General features: G+C 71.0%; 13 protein-coding genes. 9 read left to right on the forward strand and 4 right to left on the reverse strand.

The window, feature by feature from the left end:
• Position 1 precedes the first annotated feature (1 nt).
• A complete protein-coding gene (locus QTI51_RS22325; protein ID WP_116911472.1) occupies positions 2-5,878 on the reverse strand; it encodes an alpha-2-macroglobulin family protein in 5,877 nt (1,958 codons plus the stop codon).
• Between the two features lie 159 nt (positions 5,879-6,037).
• Positions 6,038-7,549, reverse strand: coding sequence for a CoA-acylating methylmalonate-semialdehyde dehydrogenase (locus tag QTI51_RS22330; RefSeq protein WP_116911473.1), 1,512 nt, complete (start codon positions 7,547-7,549; stop codon positions 6,038-6,040).
• Between the two features lie 140 nt (positions 7,550-7,689).
• Between QTI51_RS22330 and QTI51_RS22335 the strand changes: the two genes are divergently transcribed.
• The 6 genes from QTI51_RS22335 (at position 7,690) to QTI51_RS22360 (ending at position 12,856) form a co-directional block, all read left to right on the forward strand.
• Complete coding sequence (locus QTI51_RS22335; RefSeq protein ID WP_116911474.1) at positions 7,690-8,682, forward strand: LysR family transcriptional regulator; 993 nt, start codon at positions 7,690-7,692, stop codon at positions 8,680-8,682.
• Positions 8,683-8,830: 148 nt separating this feature from the next.
• Positions 8,831-9,997, forward strand: coding sequence for an MlaE family ABC transporter permease (locus QTI51_RS22340; RefSeq protein WP_116911475.1), 1,167 nt, complete (start codon positions 8,831-8,833; stop codon positions 9,995-9,997).
• A 4-nt stretch (positions 9,998-10,001) separates the two neighbouring features.
• Positions 10,002-10,877 (forward strand): ABC transporter ATP-binding protein, encoded by an 876-nt coding sequence (locus QTI51_RS22345; RefSeq protein WP_116911476.1) that lies wholly within the window; start codon positions 10,002-10,004, stop codon positions 10,875-10,877.
• Positions 10,878-10,901: 24 nt separating this feature from the next.
• Entirely contained in the window at positions 10,902-11,861 is a 960-nt protein-coding gene (locus QTI51_RS22350) for an MlaD family protein (protein WP_116911477.1), read from the forward strand.
• A gap of 14 nt (positions 11,862-11,875) precedes the next feature.
• Positions 11,876-12,592 carry an ABC-type transport auxiliary lipoprotein family protein gene (locus QTI51_RS22355; RefSeq protein ID WP_116911478.1) on the forward strand — a complete coding sequence of 239 codons (717 nt, stop codon included), beginning with the start codon at positions 11,876-11,878 and terminating at the stop codon, positions 12,590-12,592.
• Between the two features lie 42 nt (positions 12,593-12,634).
• Positions 12,635-12,856, forward strand: coding sequence for a hypothetical protein (locus QTI51_RS22360; RefSeq protein WP_116911479.1), 222 nt, complete (start codon positions 12,635-12,637; stop codon positions 12,854-12,856).
• A 35-nt stretch (positions 12,857-12,891) separates the two neighbouring features.
• On the opposite strand, the gene QTI51_RS22365 is transcribed toward QTI51_RS22360, so the two are convergent.
• Positions 12,892-13,641 carry an SIR2 family NAD-dependent protein deacylase gene (locus tag QTI51_RS22365; protein ID WP_116911480.1) on the reverse strand — a complete coding sequence of 250 codons (750 nt, stop codon included), beginning with the start codon at positions 13,639-13,641 and terminating at the stop codon, positions 12,892-12,894.
• On the reverse strand, positions 13,638-14,498 hold the full coding sequence (locus QTI51_RS22370) for an IclR family transcriptional regulator (protein WP_116911481.1): 861 nt from the start codon (positions 14,496-14,498) through the stop codon (positions 13,638-13,640). Before QTI51_RS22370 ends, QTI51_RS22365 begins: the two co-directional genes overlap by 4 nt.
• A gap of 172 nt (positions 14,499-14,670) precedes the next feature.
• Here QTI51_RS22370 and QTI51_RS22375 point away from each other — a divergent pair, with 172 nt between their 5' ends.
• The 3 genes from QTI51_RS22375 (at position 14,671) to QTI51_RS22385 (ending at position 17,664) form a co-directional block, all read left to right on the forward strand.
• Entirely contained in the window at positions 14,671-15,639 is a 969-nt protein-coding gene (locus tag QTI51_RS22375; protein WP_116911482.1) for an MBL fold metallo-hydrolase, read from the forward strand.
• A gap of 163 nt (positions 15,640-15,802) precedes the next feature.
• Positions 15,803-17,470: an FAD-dependent oxidoreductase gene (locus QTI51_RS22380; RefSeq protein ID WP_286516213.1), complete on the forward strand. Its 1,668-nt coding sequence runs from the start codon at positions 15,803-15,805 to the stop codon at positions 17,468-17,470.
• A 5-nt stretch (positions 17,471-17,475) separates the two neighbouring features.
• Entirely contained in the window at positions 17,476-17,664 is a 189-nt protein-coding gene (locus tag QTI51_RS22385; RefSeq protein ID WP_116911645.1) for a DUF2783 domain-containing protein, read from the forward strand.
• Positions 17,665-17,708 lie beyond the last annotated feature (44 nt).

Here is a 17,708-nt window from a genome sequence, read left to right on the forward strand (position 1 = left end):
CTCAGGGTTTGACGGTCATGGTCTGGGCAATGCCCTCGCCGAAAACTTCAGGGGCGTACATGGCCTCGGCGCGCACCGGCGGCAGCTTGAACTCGCCCGCGTTGTTCAGGCGCACGGTGTACTCCACTTGCCAGTTGCCGCGCGGCACATAGCGAAAGTAGGCTTGGTAGCTGTCGGTGGCGCGCTCGATGTGGCTGGGCCAGGCCCAGCCCGCGCGGGTCTCGCCGCGCTGCGCGAGCTGGCTTTCTCGGCCCAGGCCGCGCCCCAGCTGGCTGGCGCCCGAGGGCACGGCGTCGCGCACCACCACCCAGGTCTGCTCGGCGGTGGATTCGAGGTCGAGCCGCACGCGGTAGACGTCGCCCACCGACCACTGGCCCTTGCGCTTCTGCGTCACCGGCGTGACCGTGCGGCGCACCACGAGGCCGTTGGCCACGGGCTGCGTGTTGCGCACCGCGGCCAGCGTGCTGATGGTGGCCCAGGGCTTGCCGTTGCCTTCGTGGCGCAGCTGCAATGTGCCCTGTGCTCCCTGGGCTGGCCAGGGCAGCAGCACGCTCGGCGCCCTGGCATCGGTCCACGCCGCGTCGCGCGTGACGCGGCCCAGCGTGGCATGCGTGACGCCGTCGACCGGCCCGGCCTCGAACTGCTGCTGGAAGCGGCGCAGCGCCACGGTGCTCCACGCGTTGCCCGTGGTGGTGCTCCAGCGGCCCGCGTCCTGGCGGCCCACCAGGCCCTGGGTGATGAGCGGCGCGTCGGCCTTCCAGGCGGCATCGGTCTGCGCCCATTGCTGCGCCAGCAGCGCCATGCGCGCGGCGGTGCTGTCGCCGCTCCACATGAACCACCACCAGTGCTGGGCCGACTCGTCGCGCCAGCGCAGGCGCGTGCCCTGCACGTCGAAGCGGCTGCGCAGCTGCGCGCCGGCTTCGTTCAACGCGGCGTCGCGTTCAGCCTCGGCTGGCATGGCCATGAGCGTGCGCGACCAGTCGACCAGCGACTGCGCCGAGAGCGCGTCGAGCGCCTTCGGCCGCACCACGATCTTCGCGCGACCGTGCTCCACCAGCGTGGCCTGCGCGGCGAGCTGCCGGGGTTCCAGGTCGTTGCGAGGCGCCCAGTCTTGCGCGGCCAGGCGGCCCTGCAGCAGCGCGTCGAGCGCATCGAGCATGCGCGCGCGTTGCGCCTCGGGCACGGGCCAGTCCTTGGCGCGGGCCAGGTCGAGCAGCTGCACGGTGAGCATCTCGCTGCCCGAGAGCGTGGCCTCGGGAAAGTAGCGCGCCAGGCCCTGGCCGTCGATGTACTTCGGCAGCGCGGCCATGAGCGCGTCCCACCCCGCGCGGTCGTCGAGCGAGACGAAGCGCGAGCTCTGCTGCTCGAGGCACAGGTACGGGTACTGCGCCATCCAGCGCATCGACTCGGCCAGCGCGGCATCGACCAGGCTGGACTGCAGCGCGACGCGCACGCCGCCGGTCACGGGCGCCGCATCGCGCGGCTGCACCACCGGCACCGCACCGGCATCGGCCACCGAGAGCAAGGTCGACTGGCGCACGGTGACGGGCAAGGCCGGCACCACGCGCTGGGTGATTTCCAGCGCGTCGCGCTCTTCGCCGCCCTGCGCGCTGATGCGCCAGCGCAGCGCGCCCGCGCCGGCGGGCACGGCGACGGGCCACAGCAGCTCCTGCGTCTGGCCGGCCGCGAGCTGCACGCGCCGTTCGATCTTCAGGCCGCGCGCGGCCAGCGCGTCGGCGGGCACCACGTCGCGCGCGCCAGGCCAGTCGCCGCCGGGCTCGACCGCGGCCTCTGCCTTCAGCACCACGGCCAGCGGCGTCTTGCCGGTGTTGCGCAGGCTCAGCTTCTGCACGATGGCGTCGTCCGCGCGCAGCAGCTCGGGCAGGCCGCTGAAGATCTGCAGCGGCTGCGTGCTGGTGAGCGTGGCCTCGCCCTGGCCGAACTGCGCCTCGCCCGCGCTGGCGACGGCGACGATGCGGAACTGCGTGAGCGCGTCGTTCAGCGGCACGGAGACGCGCGCGATGCCCTGGGCGTCGGTGCGCAGGTCGGTGCGCCAGAGGATGAGCGACGACATGTCGCTGCGCGGAGGCGGCGCCTGGGACACGTTCGCGCCCGCGACCTTGGCGGCCGACGGCGCGGGGGCCATGGCCGACACAGGTGCCGCCACGCCCGGCACGGCACCGAACCGGCTGCGCGCAGCCTCGTCGTCCGGCAGGTATCGCGGCTGCGGCCCCACGTCCACGCGCCGCTGCAGGCGCGCATCGAGCGCGGTGGCGCTGACCGCGTTGCCACGCGGAGCGAACATCGCGGCGGCCAGCGCCCACGTGCGGTTGGGCTTGAGCGACAGCAAGGCCTGGTCGACAGCGGCCAGCGTCACGTTCGCGTTGGCCACGGGCTGGCCGGCGGCGTCGCGCACCGCCACTTCCATCGGCACCTGCGCGCGCGGCCGCGCCGTCGCAGCCACGGGGCGCACGCCGACGGACAGCGTCCAGGCGTCGGGGCGCACCTTGACCTCGACGCGTTGCGTGCTCGACAGCGGGGCGTCGTTGCCCGCGTCGTTGCCCACGTCGTTGCCCACATCCTTGCCCACCCCCTGCAGCGGGTACACGTAGCGCGCGGACAGGTGCACGTTGGGCGCGTAGTGCGCGCCCAGCAGCAGCGGAATGCGCTGCGTCATCGCGGTGAGCGCGTGCACGCTGGCGGCCAGCACGCCTTCGCGCTCGGTGGTGAGCAGCAGGTTCGCCGGCAGGCGCTCGGGCCGGGCGACGACGATGGCGGTCTCGCCGGGGCCGAAGACGAGGCCGCTCTCTTTGCTTTCCAGCTGCAGCACGTCGCGCGCCACCGCCGCCTGCCAGCCCAGCGTCCAGCGGTACTGCAGCATTTCGGTGCGCACGACGGCGCGGCTGTGCTTCAGCGAAGACGCGCTGGCGCTGAACAGCCATTGCTCGGGCAACGGCACCTCACGGGTGCTCTGGTTGCCCTGCGCGTCCGCCGCGGGCTGCGGCAGTTGCCACTCGCACGCCCACTGGCCCTGCGCATCGGTGCGGGTGCTGCACACCTCCACCTCGGCGCCGACATCGATGACCTGGTTGCGGCCGCTGTTCCACTCCCGGCGCACCGGCTTGACCCGCACCGTCACCGGCTCGTCGGCCACCGGCTGGTCCTTGTCGTCGAGCGCGATGCCTTCGATGGCCTGCGGCCGGTCGCGGTCCTTCGCGCGCAGGCGCAGGCCGAGCTTCATGCGGTCGGGCCACAGCATGGCGGTGGCGCCGACGGTCTGGGTCTCGCCGTTCGGGTCCTGGAACTTCAACTCGGTCTGCAGCAGCCACGGCCGCGCGAGCGGCGGCGCCTTCAGGCGAACCTGCGCCTTGCCGTTGCCGTCGAGCCGCGTCTCCTGGCGCGGCATGCCGGCCCGCATGTCGGGTGGCGGGGCCGGCTCGGCGTCGATGCCTTCCTCATAGAACGAATACCCCGCGCGCGGACTGCGCACCGTGCGCAGCCAGCCCTGCTGCACGCTCACGGGCAGGCCCGCCGCGGCGCCACCGGCGAAGTAGCCCAGGCGCGCGTCGAGCTGCGCCACCTGCACGTCGCGCTCCCAGAACGCCTTGGCCTGCAGCGCGGCATCGAACACCGGCGTGCGGAACTCCTCGACCTGGAACTGCGCGCTCGCCAGCTGCATGCCGCCTTGCGACACCAGCACGGTGTACGCGCCGAGCCTGGCATCGAGCGGAATCGTCCACTCGCTGGCCGCGCTGCCGTCGGTGCCCAGCGGCACGCTGGCGGTGTTCACCTTGTCGCTGTACTGGTAGCGGATGTCGACGTCGAGCGTGCCCGCCGGCGGCAGCGCGAAGCCGCGGCTTTCCAGCAGCCGCACCACGTGTTGCATGTGGACGGTTTCGCCGGCCTTGAACAGGGTGCGGTCGAGCACGGTGTGGGCGCGCAGGCTCCGCGCGCCGCGCGCCATGCCGTAGCTGTTCCAGCCCGCCGACGCCTGCATCACCGCCATGTCCTGGCCCGCGCGCACGACCACCCAGGCACTGTTGCCATAGCCGCCATGGCCGCCATAGCCACCGTGGCGCCGCTGCGCGAGGTTCGCCGTGCCTTCGTTGCACGCCAGCTTGCCGCGCAAGGCCTCGCCCGGCTGCGCGAGGCCCTGGCCATCGCTCTTGCCGCGCCACAGCAGTTCGCGCGTGCACGAATAGACCGCCACGTCGGCACCGGCCACGGGCTGCGCGCTGTCGAGGGCGGTCACCCACACCACCGAGGCGCCCGTATCGCTGAGGCTGGCGCCGGGGTTGAGGTTGGTCGCCTGCACGACCGCATAGCGCTGGCGTGGTCCGGTGTCGGGCGTTTCGCCTGGCAGCGGCTTGCGGTTGTCCATGTACTCGGCGAAGGCATCGCTGTCGGCGCGCACCACGTGCAGGCCGGGCGCGGCCAGCGGCGCACCGACGAACTCCATCGCGTCGCCGCGCGTGGCGAGCGTCGACGTGGACGGCGTGCCGAACTTGGCGGCGAGCGGCTCGGGAGACTCCTGCCCCGCCTGCCCCGCCTGCCCCGCCTGCCCCGCCTGCCGAACCTGCAGCAACTCGATGGCGCGGACCTCGATGCCCTCGCCCATCTCGCCGCCGAGCCGCCATTGCCGCAGCGGCACCGATTTTTCGGTGCGGCGCACGGCGAAGGCGGCGACAGCGGGGGAGCTGGCGCCGGGTCGCCACGGCATGACCGACAGCGAATTCACCGGGCCCAGGTACGGCGGCAGGCGCGCGAACTGCACCGCCTTCGGAAACTCGCCGCCATTGGCCAGCCGCCGGCCGAGCATGTCGCTCAAGCCCGACGGCATCTGCAGTGTGTAGCGGCTGTCTTCGCCGAAGCCGCCGGCGGGCGGCACCACCAGCACCTGCGTGGCCTGCGCGACGTTGTTCCACAGGGGCGAGGGCTTCAGCGCCACCTCGGCGCCCGATGCATTCACGAGGCGCAACTGCTGCGCGACCTGCACGTCCACCGGCGCGGAAAACTCGATGACGGGCGGCTGGCGCGGATCGCAGGCCTGGTGCCCCTTCGGGTAGTTGACGATGGTGCAGTCGACCCGCGCCGTGAAAGCCGGGCGCACCCGGTAGTTGAAGAGCCGCGGCTGCGCCGTGCCCACGGGCGCCTGGCGCAGCCGCAGTTCGGCGCCTTCGGGCACGGGCTGGGCGCAGCGCAGGGCCAGCGCGAAGCGCACGTCCTGCATGCCGGGCACCGCACGGCGCGCGGCATCGAGCGCGGCACCGGTCACGGCCACGGCAGGCTGGCTCAGCACCTTGTCGCCGGCGCGCTGCTCGCAGGTGAAGCCGGCCGCCAGGGTGCGCGCGTCGGCGCCCGGCTGCGGGTCGTGGTGCTGCAGCAGAAAGACCTGGTCGGGCGCCACTTCGGCGCCCTCGGACGGATAGGAGGCGAAGAACCCGTACGGCCCCGCGACGAAGCCCGCCGCCGGCGGCGTGGCCACGGCATCGCCCGCCAATGTCTTGAGCCCCGGCTTGAACACGACATTGCAGCGCGTGCCGGCGCGCACGTCCGCCGCGAACTCGAAGGCCCAGGCGCGCGGGCCGATCCAGCGCGCGCGGCCTTCAGGTGTCTGCGGGGAACATTGAAGGGTGGCCGGCTCGGCGCCATCGCCTCCACCCTGGCCCTGACCGAGCGGCACCATGTCGGCATCGAAGCGCACCGCCACCTGGCGCACGTCGCGCGCCTCGCCCTGCGGGCTGACGCTGAGCACGCCCGCCGCATGCAGCGGCCCGGCCGCCAGTGCCGACGCGCACGCCACGGCCGATGCCAGCACGCGCAGCAGTGCGCCGCGGGCTGGCAGGGGAAAGATCCTCCGGGGGTGGTTCTCGGCCATTTGTCTCCTCGCTCCTCTCTGGGTGTTCTGGAATTGGACGTGAAAGGCGTCCAGGTTTCTAACTGTTCATCGCGAACTCTACGAAAGAAAAAATTCAGAACTGGAGGAGTGAGGAAACCCGGCGCCGGAGGGGTCCGGGCCGGGGCCGCGCGGGTCGCCTTACTTGGCGGTGGGCATCACGAACTCGGCGCCCTTGCCGATGCTCTCGGGCCAGCGCTGCATGACCGACTTCTGCTTGGTATAGAAGCGCACGCCCTCTTCGCCGTAGGCATGCATGTCGCCGAACAGCGAGCGCTTCCAGCCGCCGAAGCCGTGCCAGGCCATGGGCACCGGAATCGGCACGTTGATGCCGACCATGCCCACCTGGATGCGGCGGCTGAACTCGCGCGCCACGTTGCCGTCGCGGGTGAAGCAGCTCACGCCGTTGCCGAACTCGTGCGCGTTGACGAGGTCGACGGCGTCCTTGAAGTTCGCCACGCGCACGCAGCCGAGCACCGGGCCGAAGATTTCTTCCTTGTAGATGCGCATCTCGGGCGTGACGTTGTCGAACAGCGTGCCGCCCATCCAGAAGCCGTCGCCGCAGCCTTCGCCGGCCTTGCTGGCGTCGAAGCCGCGGCCGTCGACCAGCAGCGTGGCGCCTTCCTTCACGCCCTGGTCGATGTAGCCGGTGATGCGCTCGTGCGCGGCGCGCGTGACGATCGGGCCCATCTCTGCGGCCAGGTTGGTGCCGTTGAGCACCTGCAGGGTCTTGGTGCGCTCGACGAGCTTGGGAATGATCTTGTCGGCCACGTCGCCCACCAGCACCGCCACGCTGATCGCCATGCAGCGTTCGCCGGCCGAGCCGTAGCCCGCGCCGATGAGCGCGTCCACGGTCTGGTCGATGTCGGCGTCGGGCAGCACCACCATGTGGTTCTTCGCGCCGCCCAGGGCCTGCACGCGCTTGCCGTGGCGGGCGCCGGTTTCGTAGATGTAGTTGGCGATGGGCGTGGAGCCCACGAAGCTGATGGCCTTCACATCCGGGTGCTCGAGCAGCGCGTCGACGGCGACCTTGTCGCCCTGCACCACGTTGAACACGCCGTCGGGCAGGCCGGCTTCCTTCAGCAGCTCGGCCATGCGCAGCGAGGCGCTCGGGTCGGTCGGGCTGGGCTTGAGCACGAAGGTGTTGCCCGCGGCGATGGCCACCGGGAACATCCACATCGGCACCATCACCGGGAAGTTGAACGGCGTGATGCCGGCGACCACGCCCAGGGGCTGGCGCAGGGTCCAGTTGTCGATGCCGGTGCTCACCTGGTCGGTGAAGTCGCCCTTGAGCAGCTGCGGAATGCCGCAGGCGAACTCGACGATGTCGATGCCGCGGCTGACCTCGCCCTGCGCGTCGGTGAAGACCTTGCCGTGCTCGGCGGTGATGAGGTGGGCCAGCTCGTCCTTGTGCTCGTTGAGCAGCTGCAGGAACTTGAACATGACGCGCGCGCGGCGGATCGGCGGGGTGTCGGCCCAGGCCGGGAAGGCGGCCTGCGCGGCGGCCACGGCGGCGCCGACCTGCGCGGCATCGGCCAGGCCGGCCTTGCCGGTGACGGCGCCGGTGGCGGGGTTGGTCACGTCCTGCGTGCGGCCGGAGGTGTTGGCGGCGGGCTTGCCGGCGATGAAGTGGTCGATGGAGGTGGTGGACATGAAGAGGGCCTTGAAGGGCGTTGCTGTCAGGGGGACGTCGGGAGGATGTCGGGGAGGATGTGGCCAGTTTAGGCAGCGGCACGGCCCGCGCCTAGCCACGAGGCTTGAACTTATTGTTCACTCTGCTGAACAATGCAAGCATGAAACCCCAAAATATCGAGGCGCTGTGGACGCACCTGCACTGGCTCACGGTGCTGGCCCAGCAGGGCAGCTTCACGGCCGCGGCGCTGCGCCTGGGCGTGAGCAAGGCCGCCATGAGCCAGCGCATCGCCGAGCTCGAGCGGGCCGCGGAGGCGCCGTTGGTGCAGCGCACCACGCGCAGCGTGCGGCTCACCGAGGCCGGCCAGCGGCTGGTGGAAGACATGCGCGGGCCCTTCGAGCAGATTGCCCACAGCTTCGCCGGCGTGCGCGACCTGGCGGGCGTGCCGCGCGGGCTGGTGCGCGTCACGGCGCCGGTGGCCTTCGCGCGCCAGCAGCTGGTGCCGCGGCTGGCCGACTTCCTGCGCGCGCACCCCGAGATCCGCATCGAGCTGGACCTGTCGGACCGGCTGAGCTCGCTGGCCATGGAAGGCTTCGACCTGGCCATTCGCCACACGGCGGCGCCGCCCGACACGCACGTGGCCTGGACGCTGTGCGAAACCCGCTCGCTGCTGGTGGCCAGCCGCGCCTACCTGCGCCGCCGCGGCACGCCGCGCGAGCCGCAGGCGCTGGCCGGGCACGACTGCCTGCACTACCCGCGCGCGCAGGACACGCCGACCTGGCACTTCGAGGCGCGAAAGCCGTCGCCGAAAACCACTGGTCGATCCACCGGTAAATCGGCGGGCAAGGCCACCAGCAAACCCACCGCCCCCCGCATCACGGTGCCGGTGTCGGGCCCGCTGGTCGCCAACAACAGCGAAGCGTTGCGGGACGCGGCCGCCACGGGGCTGGGCATTGCGCTGGTGCCCGACTTCAGCGCGCAGTCGGCGCTGCAGTCGGGCAAGCTGGTGGAGGTGCTGCCGCAATGGCGATCGGTGGGCGCCTTCGGCGAGCGGCTGTACGCGATACGGCCCTACGCCACGCATGTGCCGCAGGCGGTGACGGCGTTCGTGGGCTGGCTGCGCGCCACGCTGGCGGACGGCTTCGCGGCATGATTTCGTAAGCAGCGTTACCTGAAGAAAACCTGAACAAACGGCGTCGTGCCCTACGCACACGAAGGGTCTGTGACATAAGACTCACGGATGCACCCGGTTACGATGCGCCCAACCCCCGCTTTTTGTTTACTTTCCCCTCATTCGCCCTATGTCCCCTGCCACATCGCCTGCCGACGCTTCAGCCGCCGACAGCGCGTGGCCCCGCGTCGGGCAGCGTGAACAGGAAGGCCGGCAGTGGACGGTGGCCAGCGGCCGCTGGACCGCGCTGGGCATGTCGTCCAAGCCGGCGTGGACGGCGCTGTCGAAGAGCCTCGAGGCCGCCCCCGCCGCCGACGACCGCGCCTGGGACCTGCGCCCCGTCGAGCAGCTCGACCACATCGGCGCGCAGCTGCTGTGGGAGCACTGGCGCCACCAGTGGCCCGCCACGCTGGAAATGGAGCCGCAGCACAAGGCGGTGCTCGACCAGGTGGCGCAATACACCGTCGCCACGCCCGACGAACCCGCCCCCACGCTGATCGACCGCGTGCGCGCGTTCTCGCACAACGGGCCGCGCGCCATGTACGTGATGCGCGACCTGACCGAGCTGATCGGGCAGCTGGCCATCGACGTGGGCCGGCTCATCAAGGCGCCGCACCGCGGGCCGTGGCGCGACTTCTCGGGGCACCTGTACCAGTTCGGCGCCACGGCGCTGCACATCACGGCGCTGGTCGGGCTGCTGATCGGCGTGGTGCTGGCCTACCTGATCTCGCAGCAGCTGCGCCAGTACGGCGCCGAGACCTTCGTGGTGAACATCCTCGGGCTGTCGCTGGTGCGCGAGCTCGGGCCGGTGCTGGCGGCGGTGCTCATCGCCGGGCGCTCGGGCTCGGCCATCACCGCGCAGATCGGCGTGATGCGCGTCACCGAAGAGCTCGACGCCATGCGCGTCATGGGCATTCCGCACGGCTTCCGGCTGGTGATGCCGCGGGTGCTGGCGCTGGCCATCGCGATGCCGCTCATCAGCCTGTGGACCTCGATGGCGGCGCTGGCCGGCGGCATGCTGGCGGCCGACGCGGCGCTGGACATTTCACCGGCCTACTTTCTCTCGGCGCTGCCGCGCGCGGTGCCCATCTCGAACCTGTGGCTGGCCATGGCCAAGTCGGCGGTGTTCGGCGTGCTCATCGCGCTGATCGGCTGCTACTTCGGCATGAAGGTCAAGCCCAACACCGAGAGCCTGGGGCGCGGCACCACGTCGTCGGTGGTGACCTCGATCACCGCGGTGATCCTCGTGGACGCCTTGTTCGCCGTGCTCTTCAAGGGCATCGGGTTCCGGGGATGACGCCATGAGCATGCCCGTGCGCCCCGACACCAACACCACCGTGGTGGACATCCGCAACCTGTGGACCGTGTTCAGGAACGCCGACGGCGAGCAAGTGGTGCACCGCGACCTGCAGCTGCACATCGACCGCGGCGAGGTGCTGTCGCTGGTGGGCGGCTCGGGCACGGGCAAGACGGTGCTGCTGCGCCAGATCCTCGGGCTGGAGAAGCCCACGCGCGGCACGGTCGAGGTGCTGGGCCAGGAGCCCGGCGAGCTCAGCGCCTCGGGCGCGGCCAACGTGGGCATGCTGTTTCAGCACGGGGCGCTGTTCTCGGCCTTCAGCGTGCTGGAGAACATCGCCTTTCCGCTGCGCGAGCTGAAGCTGCTGCCCGACGAGCTCATCCGCCACGCGGCGCTGGTGAAGCTGCAGATGGTGGGCCTGGGCCCGCAGCACGCCAACAAGAGCCCGTCGGACCTGTCGGGCGGCATGATCAAGCGCGTGGCGCTGGCGCGCGCGCTCATCATGGACCCGCCGCTGCTGCTGCTGGACGAACCCACGGCCGGCCTGGACCCCGAGGCTTCGGACAGCTTCTGCGACCTGCTGCGCGGCCTGCACCGCGAGCTGGGGCTGACGGTGGTGATGGTGACGCACGACCTGGACACGCTGTTCGACCTGAGCACCCGCATCGCGGTGCTGGCCGACCAGAAGGTGATCGTCACCGGCGCGGCGCGCGAGGTCATCGCGTACCCGCACCCCTTCATCCACGAATACTTTCTCGGCGGGCGCGGCCAGCGCGCACTCGAGGCGCTGCACGACAGGCCCGCCGACACGACCGCGACCACTTCCCCCGTCGCTTCCCCCGTCGCTTCCCGGCAACCCGCCGCGCAGGCGGACCGCTGAAGCCCTGAAAGGCAGGACACCCCCATGGAAAACAAGGCCCACGCTTTCGCCGCCGGCGCCTTCGTGCTCGGCCTGGTCGCCGCGCTCGTCGCGCTGGTGATCTGGTTCACGCGAGACAACACCGTGCGCAACGTGTATGAGCTGTCCACGCGCGAGGCCGTCAGCGGCCTGCAGCCGCAGGCCATGGTGCGCTACCGCGGCATCGCGGTGGGCAAGGTGACCTCGATCGACTTCGACCCCAAGGTGAAGGGCAACGTGCGCGTGCGCATCACGGTCGACGAGCGCGTGCCGCTCACCGCCTCCAGCTTCGCCACGCTGAGCTACCAGGGCGTGACCGGCCTGGCCTTCATCGCGCTGGACGACAAGGGCGAGTCGAGCGTGGTGCTCAAGCCCGACAACGACGACCCGCCGCGCATTCCGCTGAAGCCCTCGATGCTGGCGCAGCTGCAGGACCGCGGCGAGGCCATCATCAACCAGGTCGAAGAGGTGACCAAGCGCGCCAACCAGCTGCTGAGCGACCCCAACCAGAAGCGCGCGGCCGATGCGCTGGAGAACATCGCGGCCGCCTCGGCCAGCGCCAACACGCTGCTCAAGACGCTGGACACCACGGTGAAGACCGGCCTGAACCCGGTGCTCACCAGGCTGCCCGACACCATGGCCTCGGTGAAGAAGGCGGCCGGCGACGTCTCGCGCGTGGCCAACAACTTCAACACCACCGTGGGCCGGCTGAACGCGCCCGACGGCCCGGTCGAGCGCCTGAGCGACGGCACCAAGGCGCTGGCGCAGGCGGTCGACTCGTTCAACGCCGCCACCCTGCCGCGCGTGAACCGCGTGGCCGACGACACCTCGCACGCCGTGCGCCGGCTGGGCCGGGCGGCGGACAGCATCAACGACAACCCGCAATCGCTGCTGTTCGGCAACGGCGGCGCGGCCGCGGGCCCGGGCGAGCCGGGCTTCAGCGCGCCGGCCGCCGCGAACCGCTGAGGGAGGCCAAGCGCATGACCAAGAACCTGAACACCACCGCCCGGTCCCGGACCGCCCTGCCGGCCTTTGTACACACGGCCTTCGCCGCGCTGGCGCTCGGCGCCGCCCTGCTGGCCGCCGGCTGCGGCGCGCTGCCCGACAAGCCCGCGCGCGCCACGCTGTACGACTTCGGCCCCGGCATGACGGCTCCGGCCGCCGCGCCCGCGGTCGCCACACTGCCCACGCTGGCGCTGGCCGAGTTCGAGAGCAACTCGCGCCTGGACGGCACGCAGATCCTGTACCGCCTGGGCTACGCCGACGCCAACGAGCTTCGCCCGTACGGCCAGTCGCGCTGGAGCCAGCCGCCCGCGCAGCTGCTGCGCCAGCGTCTGCGCGACGCGCTGGCCGCGCGCCGCATGGTGCTCGGCCCGGAAGAAAGCGCCACCATCGCGCGCGGCAAGGGCGAGGTGCCCGACACGCTGCGCATCTCGCTCGACGAGTTCAGCCACTACTTCGATTCGGCCAGCGCCAGCGTGGGCCTGGTGCGCCTGCGCGCCACGCTCATCCGCGGCACCGCCGGCGGCGACCGCGTGCTGGGCCAGCGAACCTTCACCGTGCGCAGCCCCGCCACCAGCGCCGATGCGCCCGGCGGCGTGAAGGCGCTGATCGCGGCCAGCGACACCGCCTCGGGCGAGCTGGTTCAGTGGGTCGACCAGCTGCAGCAACAGCAGGCCGCGGCGCCCCGGCAGTAGGCGACCGCTTCCAGCCACCGGTCAACGCACAGGAGCGATCCCATGAACGTCACTCGCATCGTCGGCATCCTGTTGATCGTGGCCGGCATCGCGGCCATCGGCGTGGGCAGCTTCAGCTTCACCAAGGAAACCCACGAGGCCAAGCTCGGCCCGCTGGAGTTCTCGCTGAAAGAGAAGCAGACCGTCGCCATTCCGGCCTGGGCCGGCGTGGCCGCGATCGTGGTGGGCGGGGCGCTGGTGCTGCTGGGCGGCAAGAAGGGCTGAGGCCCCCGGCCCTGTCCAGCTCGGCCCTGTTCTTTTCAGCCCAGCCCGGCCAGCAGCTTCGGCAGCAACTCTTCCGAAGCACCGCGCAGCACCACCGACGCCGCATCGTCCAGGTGCGGCAGCGGCTCCAGGTTGAGCGTGACCAGCTTGGCGCCATGCGCCAGCGCGGTCTGCGGCAGTTCGGCCGCGGGGTAGACGATGGTGGTGCTGCCGACCACCACGAACAGGTCGCACTCCTGCGCCGCCACCTGCGCGTCGAGCAGCACGCCGGCGTTGAGCATCTCGCCGAACATCACCACGTCGGGGCGCGCATGCGAGCCGCAGCGCAGGCAGCGGTGAAAGGGCCACGGGCCGCTGCGGTTGCCGCAGTGGTCGCAGCGCCAGCGGCGCAGCGAGCCGTGCAGCTCGAGCACGTCCTGCCCGCCGGCCAGCGTGAGCAGGCCGTCGACGTTCTGCGTCACCAGCCGCGTGGCCGGACGCAGCCGCTGCAGCTGCGCCAGCGCGGCGTGGCCCGGGTTGGGCTGGGCCGACTCGATCACCGACAGCCGCTGCGCCCAGAACCTGGTGAAGCCCGAGGGGTCGCGCTGCAGGTCTTCGGCGTGCGAGAACTGCAGGGCGTTCTGGCTCTTCCACAGGCCGTCGGCGTCGCGGTAGGTCGGAATGCCGGAGGCGCGCGACAGGCCGGCGCCCGAGAAGACGACGATGCGCCGGGCGTTGCCCAGCAGCTGGGCCGCGGCATGCAGGGAAGAAGAAAGGTCGGGTGCGGATGCGGAAGCTGGCGTCATCTGTCTGATCTGGGGCTGTTCGCGGGCGTCGCAACGCTGGCGCCCAGCCGTTGCGACACCGTGTCCGCGCAGGCCTTGAGCGCGCGGGCAATCTCGCCGTCCCACGCGGTATTGAAGATGCCGGCCGGGCCGATGGCGGTCACGGCCAGCACGATGGCGCCGGTGTGGTCGAACACGGGCGCGGCCATGGCGCTCACGCCTTCGATGACCTCGCCGTCGGAGCGGCTGATGCCATGGTCGCGCACCTCTTGCAGCTGGCGCTCGAAGTCGCTCCACGAGGGCAGCGGCTGCACCGGCGGCATGCCGGCCGGGGCCGCGGGCTCGGCGCCCTTGCGCTGCTTCTGGCGCTGGCGCTCCTCGTCGAGCAGCTGGCGCACCACGCCAGCGTCGAGGTAGGTGGCGAACACCCGGCCCGAGGCGGTGTGCGTCAGCGAGAACACCGTGCCGTGGCGCATGTTCACGTGCACCGGCGACGGCGACTCGGCCGTGCGCACGATGGTCGCGCCGCGCGCGCCCCACACGGCCAGCGCCACGGTGTGGCCGAGCTGCTGGGCCAGCTGACCGATCAGCGGGGTGGCGATGTGCACCGGGTCGGCCTGCTGCAGGCTGATGAGGCCCAGTTGCAAGGCGAGCGGGCCGAGCAGATAGTGGCCGCTGGCGCGGTCCTGCTCGATGAGGCCCAGCCGGCCGAAGCTGACCATGTACGGGTGCGCCTTGGCGGGCGTCATGTCGGCCTCGCGCGCGAGGTCTTTCAGCGCCATCGGCCGGCCGTGGTGCACCAGCGCGCGCAGCAGCTGTCCGCCGACTTCGATGCTCTGGATGCCGCGCTGGGCGCGGTCGGTGTCATTGGCTGCCATGGCCCGCCGATCGTTCGTTCATGAAGAAGGGATTAGACATTAACTGATCCGACGCTTACACTGCCAAAATTCGTTCACAGCAAATTCGTTCGCCTTAGACGAATTAGTTTCGACCCCGCATCCAACCCCGCATCCAACCCCGCATTCATCCCCACGACCACCGGAGACAACGATGAGCCAAGCCAAGAAATTCGCCAGCCAGGCCGACATGGAAGAAAAGAAGGTCACCTTCAGCCAGATCTCGGAGCACGCCTGGGCCTACACCGCCGAAGGCGACCCGAACACCGGCATCGTCATCGGCGACGACTGCGTGCTGGTGGCCGACACCCAGGCCACGCCCGCCATGGCGGCCGACGTGGTGCGCCGCATTCGCGAAGTGACCGACAAGCCCATCAAGTACGTGGTGCTCACGCACTACCACGCGGTGCGCGTGCTGGGCGCTGCGGGCTACTTCGCGCCGGGCGAAGGCCACATCCTGGCCAGCCAGGACACGCGCGACCTGATCGTGGAGCGCGGCGAGGAAGACAAGGCCAGCGAAATCGGCCGCTTCCCGCGCCTGTTCCAAAACGTGGAAACGGTGCCCCCGGGCCTGACCTGGCCCACCATGACCTTCACCGGCAAGATGACGCTGTGGCTGGGCAAGCTCGAGGTGCAGCTCATCCAGCTGGGCCGCGGCCACACCAAGGGCGACACGGTGGTGTGGCTGCCGCAGGAGCGCACGCTGCTGTCGGGCGACCTGGTCGAGTTCGGTGCCACGCCGTACGCCGGCGACGCCTACTTCAAGGACTGGCCGCAAACGCTGGACAACATCGCCGCGCTGAAGCCCGCCGCGCTGGTGCCCGGCCGCGGTGCCGCGCTGACCACGCCCGAGGCCGTGGCCGAAGGCCTGAGCGGCACGCGCGACTTCATCTCCGACGTGTACGCCAGCGTGCAGGAGGGCGTGAAGGCCGGGCGCGACCTGAACGCGGTCTACAAGGACACCTACGAGAAGCTCAAGCCCAAGTACAGCCAGTGGGTGATCTTCGACCACTGCATGCCCTTCGACGTGAGCCGCGCGTACGACGAGGCCTCGGGCCATGCGGACCCGCGCGTGTGGACGGCGCAGCGCGACATCGACATGTGGAAGGCCCTGGAGGGCTGAGCGCGCGCATTGCTCCCTCCCCCGCTGGGGGAGGGCTGGGGTGGGGGCAGGCAGAGCGCCCGAAGTGAACGCCGCTTGCCCCCATTCCGACCTTCCCCCAGCGGGGGAAGGAGCAAGTCAAAAGAGACAAAGCAAGAAGACGACAAGACACGGAGACAAGCACGTGATCGACTACCAGAGCCTGCGCTTCGACTACAAGCGCCACGCCGACCAGGACGCCCCCGCGTCCGCGCCCGCACGACACCCGGTGGTGGTGGTCGGCGCCGGCCCCGTGGGCCTCACGCTGGCCATCGACCTGGCGCTGCGCCAGGTGCCGGTGGTGCTGCTGGACAACGACAACACCCTGTCCAGCGGTTCGCGCGCCATCTGCTTCGCCAAGCGCACGCTCGAGGTGTTCGACCGCCTGGGCTGCGGCGACCGCATGGTCGACAAGGGCGTGTCGTGGAACGTGGGCAAGGTGTTCTTCCACGACGAGCAGGTGTTCCGCTTCGACCTGCTGCCCGAGCCCGGCCACGAGCGCCCGGCCTTCATCAACCTGCAGCAGTACTACGTCGAGGGCTACCTGGTGGAGCGCGCGGCGGCGCTGCCGCTGATCGACCTGCGCTGGAACCACAAGGTGACCGGCATCGAACAGCAAGGCGACTGTGCCGTGCTCACGGTCGAGACACCCGACGGCAGCCATCAACTGGCGGCCGGCTACGTGGCCGCCTGCGACGGCTCGCGCTCCAACCTGCGCCAGCTGCTGGGCCAGGAAGCGAAAGGCCGCGTGTTCCGCGACCGCTTCCTGATCGCCGACATCACCATGGACGCGCAGCTGCCCACCGAGCGCCGCTTCTGGTTCGACCCCTCGTTCCACCCCGGCCAGAGCGTGCTGCTGCACAAGCAGGCCGACGGCATGTGGCGCATCGACTTCCAGCTCGGCTGGGACGCCGACCCGGTGGAAGAGCGCAAGCCCGAGAACATCACGCCGCGCGTGCGCGCGCTGCTCGACAGCATCGGCTTCGAGGGCGTGCAGTTCCAGATCGGCTGGGCCAGCGTGTACACCTTCGCATGCCAGCGCATGGAGCGCTTTCGCCACGGCCGCGTGCTGTTCGCGGGCGACTCGGCGCACGGCGTGTCGCCCTTCGGCGCGCGCGGCGCCAACTCGGGCGTGCAGGACGCGGACAACCTCGCCTGGAAACTCGCCGCGGTGGTGCAGGGCCAGGCGCCCGACGCGCTGCTCGACAGCTACGCCAGCGAGCGCGAATACGCGGCCGACGAGAACATCCGCAACTCCACGCGCGCCACCGACTTCATCACGCCCAAGAGCGAGGTGAGCCGGCTGTTCCGCGACGCGGTGCTCGAGCTGACGAAGCGCCACGCCTTCGCGCGCACGCTGGTCAACAGCGGGCGGCTGTCGGTGGCCACGGTGCTGCGCGACTCGCCGCTGAACACCGCCGATGCCGACGCCGATGCATTCACCGGCGCGATGGTGCCGGGCGCCGCCGCGGCCGATGCGCCCGTGGCGCGCGCCGACGGCGCCACCGGCTGGCTGCTGCGCGAGTGCCACGTCGAACGCTTCACCGCGCTCGTGTTCGGCCAGGGCGAAGCGGCCGAGCGCAGCCTGCAGGCGCTGCAGGGCGCCGACCTGCCGCTGCACATCGTGCGCGTGGAAGGCTCCGGCCCCGGCGCCGAACTCGCCGTGCAGCGCTACGACGCGCAACCCGGTACCGTCTACCTGCTGCGGCCCGACCAGCACGTGTGCGCGCGCTGGCGGCACCCCACGGCAACGGACGTTCGCGCGGCGCTGGACCGCGCGCTGGCGAAGGCAAACACAAAGGCAATCGCATGACCACGATGCAACTGACCACCACGCCCAACCTCGAAGCGCCCGACGACTTCTACGAGGCGCTCATCGAGGCGCACCAGGGCCTGACCACCGAAGAGAGCCACGCCTTCAACGCGCGGCTCGTGCTGGTGCTGGCCAACCACGTCGGCTCGCTGGCCGTGCTGCGCGAGGCCTTCGAGGCCGCACGCGCCGGCTGAACACGCCGACCACATTCCTCGGCATTCCAACCTCATCGCGATTT

Origin of the sequence: Variovorax sp. J22G73 (assembly GCF_030317035.1) — a bacterium.
In the GTDB taxonomy this organism is placed as follows: Bacteria; Pseudomonadota; Gammaproteobacteria; order Burkholderiales; family Burkholderiaceae_C; genus Variovorax.

Excerpts from the sequence above, each read along its gene's own strand:
- QTI51_RS22325 (WP_116911472.1), bottom strand. The coding sequence starts at position 5,878 with ATGGCCGAGAACCACCCCCGGAGGATCTTTCCCCTGCCAGCCCGCGGC.
- QTI51_RS22330 (WP_116911473.1), bottom strand. The coding sequence starts at position 7,549 with ATGTCCACCACCTCCATCGACCACTTCATCGCCGGCAAGCCCGCCGCC.
- QTI51_RS22335 (WP_116911474.1), top strand. The coding sequence starts at position 7,690 with ATGAAACCCCAAAATATCGAGGCGCTGTGGACGCACCTGCACTGGCTC.
- QTI51_RS22340 (WP_116911475.1), top strand. The coding sequence starts at position 8,831 with ATGTCCCCTGCCACATCGCCTGCCGACGCTTCAGCCGCCGACAGCGCG.
- QTI51_RS22345 (WP_116911476.1), top strand. The coding sequence starts at position 10,002 with ATGAGCATGCCCGTGCGCCCCGACACCAACACCACCGTGGTGGACATC.
- QTI51_RS22350 (WP_116911477.1), top strand. The coding sequence starts at position 10,902 with ATGGAAAACAAGGCCCACGCTTTCGCCGCCGGCGCCTTCGTGCTCGGC.
- QTI51_RS22355 (WP_116911478.1), top strand. The coding sequence starts at position 11,876 with ATGACCAAGAACCTGAACACCACCGCCCGGTCCCGGACCGCCCTGCCG.
- QTI51_RS22360 (WP_116911479.1), top strand. The coding sequence starts at position 12,635 with ATGAACGTCACTCGCATCGTCGGCATCCTGTTGATCGTGGCCGGCATC.
- QTI51_RS22365 (WP_116911480.1), bottom strand. The coding sequence starts at position 13,641 with ATGACGCCAGCTTCCGCATCCGCACCCGACCTTTCTTCTTCCCTGCAT.
- QTI51_RS22370 (WP_116911481.1), bottom strand. The coding sequence starts at position 14,498 with ATGGCAGCCAATGACACCGACCGCGCCCAGCGCGGCATCCAGAGCATC.
- QTI51_RS22375 (WP_116911482.1), top strand. The coding sequence starts at position 14,671 with ATGAGCCAAGCCAAGAAATTCGCCAGCCAGGCCGACATGGAAGAAAAG.
- QTI51_RS22385 (WP_116911645.1), top strand. The coding sequence starts at position 17,476 with ATGCAACTGACCACCACGCCCAACCTCGAAGCGCCCGACGACTTCTAC.